This window comes from Sphingomonas sp. Ant20, from assembly GCF_000783375.1.
Taxonomy (GTDB): domain Bacteria; phylum Pseudomonadota; class Alphaproteobacteria; order Sphingomonadales; family Sphingomonadaceae; genus Sphingomonas; species Sphingomonas aerolata.
On sequence record NZ_JRVI01000279.1, the window covers coordinates 1 to 2,965 of the forward strand.

At 71.2% G+C, this 2,965-nt stretch carries 4 protein-coding genes; 2 read left to right on the forward strand and 2 right to left on the reverse strand.

All coding sequences use genetic code 11. From position 1 onward, the window contains the following. Window positions 1-449: ATP-binding protein (locus tag NI18_RS20210; RefSeq protein WP_037532893.1), on the forward strand; the 449-nt coding region annotated here is incomplete at its 5' end. Beyond that, window positions 446-1,618 (forward strand): sigma-54 dependent transcriptional regulator, encoded by a 1,173-nt coding sequence (locus tag NI18_RS20215; protein ID WP_037532895.1) that lies wholly within the window; start codon window positions 446-448, stop codon window positions 1,616-1,618. The genes NI18_RS20210 and NI18_RS20215, both read left to right, overlap by 4 nt. A 167-nt stretch (window positions 1,619-1,785) precedes the next feature. Here the strand turns inward: NI18_RS20215 and NI18_RS20220 are convergent, their stop codons facing one another. Beyond that, complete coding sequence (locus NI18_RS20220) at window positions 1,786-2,502, reverse strand: AbrB family transcriptional regulator (RefSeq protein WP_198527082.1); 717 nt, start codon at window positions 2,500-2,502, stop codon at window positions 1,786-1,788. Next, window positions 2,463-2,840 (reverse strand): AbrB family transcriptional regulator, encoded by a 378-nt coding sequence (locus NI18_RS25970; RefSeq protein ID WP_198527083.1) that lies wholly within the window; start codon window positions 2,838-2,840, stop codon window positions 2,463-2,465. The genes NI18_RS20220 and NI18_RS25970 overlap by 40 nt, the downstream gene beginning before the upstream one ends. Between the last annotated feature and the right edge of the window lie 125 nt (window positions 2,841-2,965).

The window sequence follows — 2,965 nt, forward strand, 5'->3', positions numbered from 1 at the left end:
TCGATCGGCCCGGTCGCGCTCGACGCGGCGATCGACGCGTCCGCCTGCTGATCGGCGACCGCTTCCGCGCGAAGGGCGTGACGCTCGATTTGCCGAGCGGGCCCGAGGCGCGGCTGACCGTCATCGCCGGCCGCGTCCGCCTCGAACAGGTGCTCGTCAACCTGCTCCAGAATGCGCTCGACGCGGTCGCCGAGCGGCCCGATGCGCGCGTCGACGTCACCGTCGGGCGTAAGGGCCGCGACGTCGTGCTGACCGTCGCCGACAACGGCCCCGGCATCGATCCCGGCATCGCCGACGACCTGTTCACCCCGTTCGCGACCAGCAAGACCGACGGCCTCGGCCTCGGGCTCGGCATCGCGCGCGACATCATGACCGAGTTCGGCGGCACGCTCGACCTCGTCCCTGCTCCACGAGGCGCCGTCTTCCGCATGATCCTGGTAAAAGCATGAGCGAGCAGAGCGTCCTGCTCGTCGACGACGACGACGTGCTGCGCGGTGCGCTCGAACAGTCGTTCGAACTCGCCGGGATCGCGGTGATCGCCGAGCGCGACCCGACCGTCGCGCTCGCGCGGATCGATGCGGGGTTCGACGGCGCGGTGGTGTCCGACATCCGCATGCCCAAGATGGACGGGCTGGAGCTGTTCCGCCGCATCGCCGCGATCGACCACGAGATCCCCGTGCTGCTGATGACCGGGCACGGCGACGTCGCGATGGCGGTCGCAGCCCTCAAGAACGGCGCGTTCGACTTCATCCCCAAGCCGTTTGCGACCGACCATCTGATCGCGGGCGCAAGGCGTGCGCTCGAGATGCGCCGCCTCGTCCTCGACAATCGCCGGCTGCGCGCCGCCGCCGAGGAGACGATCGGCGCCGAACCGCTGATCGGCGAGACCCCGGTGATGGTCCGGCTGCGCGAGACGATGCGCCAGATCGCGCAGGCCGATATCGACGTGCTGGTCGAGGGCGAGACCGGGACCGGCAAGGAGCTCGTCGCGGTGCTGCTCCACCGCTGGAGCAACCGCCGGTCGCGGCCGTTCGTCGCGGTCAACTGCGCCGCGCTGCCCGAGGAGCGCGAGGTCATGCCGGTCGGCGGCGACCTGCCCCGTGCGCTCGACCTGCGGGTGATCGCGGCGGCCAAGCCCGGGCTCGACCAGGCGGTCGAGGATGGCCGGTTCCGCGCCGAACTGCTGTTCCGGCTCGACGCGGTGCGGCTGCGCATCCCGCCGTTGCGCGAACGCCGCGACGACGTGCCGCTGCTGTTCGGGCATCTGCTGCACCAGGCCGCCGAGCGGTTCGGGCGCGAGGTGCCGACGATCGACACCGCGACGCTCGCCTATCTCGGCCAGCATGACTGGCCGGGCAATGTCCGCGAGCTCGACAATCTGGCGAAACGGCTGGTGCTGCGCGTCGAGGCGGATGCGCCGGCGGACGAGGATGGTGACCTGCCGCTGCCCGCGCGCGTCGACAAGTTCGAGGAAGCGACGATCCGCGCGACCTTGCACCAGGTCAGCGGCGACGTCCGCTCCGCGCTCGCCGCGCTCGGCATCCCGCGCAAGACCTTCTACGACAAGCTGAAACGCCACGAGATCGACGTCGAGGCCTATCGCCCGACCAAGGGGTAACGCCCCCATTCCGTTCGCCCTGAGCGAAGTCGAAGTGACGGGTCGAGGCTACCGGTAACGCCCCCATCCCCGTTCGCCCTGAGCGAAGTCGAAGGGCAGGCCGCGCGCGCAGATGCTTCGACTTCGCTCAGCACGAACGGATTGGGGTTAGGCGGGTCGATTCATCCCTAGGTCGGAATGACCGGGACCACCCCGCCCTGCCGCGTCGCCACGAACCGCGCGAGCGGCGGTCCGATCAGCAGCACGCCCAGGAACCGCATCACCTGCAGCGCCATCACGAACGGCACGTCGACCGGGCTCGACGCGGCGATGATCGCGACCGAATCCATCCCGCCGGGGCTCGACGCGAGATAGGCGGTGACCGGGTCGATCCCCGCCCAGCGCGTCAGCGCCGCCGCGATGCCGCCACAGAACGCGATCAGCAGCCCGACCGACAGCAGGATCCGCGGCATCGCCTTGCCGGCGACCCGGAGCGTATCGCGCGTGAACGACAGCCCGATCTTCCACCCGACCACCGCATAGCTGATCGCGAGCAGCCATTGCGGCAGCACCGGCTGCGCGATCCCGGTGACGTTGAGCACCCCGCCCAGCACGAGCGGTCCGAGCAGCGCGCCCGCGGGCAGCCGCAGCTTGACGCCAAGAATCGCGCCGACACCGGCAATCGCCACCGTCCGCAGCACCGCGACCGGATCGACGCCCGCGAACCACGCCGCGGCCGGATGATGCCCGCTGCCCCCGCCGACCATCACCGCCGCCAGCACCGAGGCGACGACTGCGACGCACACGACGCGCGTATAGGTCATCACCGCGACCAGCCGCGAATCCGCGCCATACGCCTGCGCCATCAGCACCATCGCGCTCGCGGCGCCCGGCGCGAACCCCATACCGCGACGGTGCCCGGCAGCACCTGCCAGCGGCTGAGCAGATAGCCGAGCACGCTGCTGGCCGCGAGCGTCGCGACATTGACCGCGAGGAACACCGGCCAGTGCTGCGCGACGGTCGCGACGATCCCGGTGGTGATCGACCCCGCGATCAGCGTCCCCACCGCCGCCTGTGCGCCGCGAAAGGCGAGGATCGGCACCCCCAGCGAGCCGCCGCGCACCGCGAGCACGACCGCCGCGATCATCGGCCCGAGCAGCAGTCCGGCTGGCAGTCCGATCCATTCCAGCGCCCCCGCCACCAGCGCCGACAGCGCGACCAGCAGAGCCCAGCGCCAGATCATGCCTTGGTCGCGAACCAGATCACGTGACGCGCGCCGCCCTTGCGCGTCGCGCGCGCGACGACCTCGTCGACCACGAACCCGCCTCGTCGAGCCGGCGGGCGAACGGCTTGCTCGGCGCCGACGAC

Coding starts and splice junctions, on each gene's coding strand:
- NI18_RS20215 (WP_037532895.1), top strand. CDS start 446: ATGAGCGAGCAGAGCGTCCTGCTCGTCGACGACGACGACGTGCTGCGC.
- NI18_RS25970 (WP_198527083.1), bottom strand. CDS start 2,840: ATGATCTGGCGCTGGGCTCTGCTGGTCGCGCTGTCGGCGCTGGTGGCG.
- NI18_RS20220 (WP_198527082.1), bottom strand. CDS start 2,502: ATGGGGTTCGCGCCGGGCGCCGCGAGCGCGATGGTGCTGATGGCGCAG.